Consider the following 1597-nt stretch of genomic DNA (forward strand, 5'->3'; position numbering starts at 1 on the left):
GGCGAGCGTGGCGCCGCGCTGCTGCGGGAGCGCCCGACCACACCGCCCACCGAGACGCCGCGGGGCGGTCCCGGCGGGCAGGGCGGCTCGGAGGACGGCTCCGGGCGCGGCGGCTCGGAGCAGGGCGACTCCGGGCGCGGCGGAGGGCCGCAGGACGACAATCCGTTCGCACCGCCGCCGGAGGGCGCCCCGGACCGTCCGTGGCAGCCACGCCATCCCGGCGGCGCGCCCGGCACCGGCCAGGGGCACGGACACGGGCAGGGTGCGGGGCCTGGGTACGGGCCAGGACAGGGACAGGGGCAGAGCCCGGGTGGCCCGGGATACGGGCCTGCCGGGGGCGGTCATGGTCCTGGCGGCGGCCGGGGGCCGGGCGGTGGCTCGCCGTGGGGCAGCCAGTGGAGCGACCGGCAGCCCGGCCGCTCCCCCGACGGTTTCGGCCAGCGGCCGGGCGGCGGCCCGCAGGAGCCCGGCGGACCGGCCGGTCCCGGCATGCGCTGGGACCCGACGGACCCGGCCCAGCGCCGCGCGCGGTACGCCCTGCTCTCCGGCATGTGGTCGGTCTTCTTCGCCCTGTTCAGCTGGCCCTATGTGGCGCTGCTGCTGGGCGCGCTGGCCCTGTACTGGGGCAGTAGCGCGCTGCGTGCCAAGCCGCGCCGTCCGGCTCCGGACGCCCCGGCGGCCGCGGCGGCCCAGGCCGGCCGCCCCCAGACGACGGCCGCCGTCAGCGGCCTGGTCACGGCGTCCCTGGCCCTGGTCCTGGTGGCGTCCACGTTCACCGTGCAGCTCGTCTACCGCGACTACTACACCTGCGTGAACGACGCCCTCACCCATGAGGCCAAGCAGTCCTGCGACACGCTGCTGCCCCGGGAGCTGCGCGGCGTCCTGGGCGTGGACGACAGCTGACCGACGCCTCTCACCCGACGTCCCCCGGCCCACGCCCGGGGGGCGGATCGACGCCGGGCTGGGGCTCGCGATCCGGCGCGGGGCAGGGCTCCGGGCCGGGCGCAGGCTCGGGGTCGGATCCGGGGCCGGGATCGACTCGGGTCGCGGGGTCCGGGCGGGGTGCGGGATGCGGCTCGGGCACGGGTTCCGGGCGGGGTGCGGGGTGCGGTCCCGGCGCGGGGTCCGGCAGGTTCGCGAGGCCCGGCCCGGGCGGGAGGTCCGGGTGGGAGGCCGGGTCCGGCCGGGGAGCGGTGCCGGCGCCGTGCTCCGGGGGGCCCGCCGCCTCCCTCAGGGCCGCCCAGCGTGAGGCCCGGGCGACGTCGTCGTGCCAGCCCGCCGGGAACGGCCCGGCGGGCGGCGTGGGCAGGGGACTCGGGTACGAGGTCGGGAACGGGTCGGCGGCGGGCAGGGCCTCGTACAGCATCTCCTCGTCCGCTCCGGTCGTACCGTCCGCCCGGGCGGCCGTACCCCCGTCGCCCCTCCCCCAGAGCCTGAACCGGCCCGCGGCCGTGTCGGCCCCGTCCCCGCCGTCGCCGGCGGCCGTGCCCGGTGCGTCGTCGGCCGGGACCGCGTCCGCGGCCGTGACAGCCACCGTCCCCGAGCCTCCCGCCTGCCTCGGCCCCGCCGCCGCAGGGGCCGGCGTCGCCGCGGTCGC

At 80.2% G+C, this 1597-nt stretch carries 2 protein-coding genes; one reads left to right on the forward strand and one right to left on the reverse strand.

Annotation, left to right across the window (positions count from 1 at the left end; all coding sequences use genetic code 11):
* Positions 1-903 (forward strand): hypothetical protein (locus IE312_RS04310; protein ID WP_229899021.1); only part of this gene is annotated, 903 nt, incomplete at its 5' end.
* 10 nt (positions 904-913) lie between these two features.
* On the opposite strand, the gene IE312_RS38695 is transcribed toward IE312_RS04310, so the two are convergent.
* Positions 914-1534 carry a hypothetical protein gene (locus tag IE312_RS38695; RefSeq protein WP_229899022.1) on the reverse strand — a complete coding sequence of 207 codons (621 nt, stop codon included), beginning with the start codon at positions 1532-1534 and terminating at the stop codon, positions 914-916.
* Between the last annotated feature and the right edge of the window lie 63 nt (positions 1535-1597).

The sequence above is a fragment of the Streptomyces capoamus genome, assembly GCF_014654935.1.
In the GTDB taxonomy this organism is placed as follows: Bacteria; Actinomycetota; Actinomycetes; order Streptomycetales; family Streptomycetaceae; genus Streptomyces; species Streptomyces capoamus.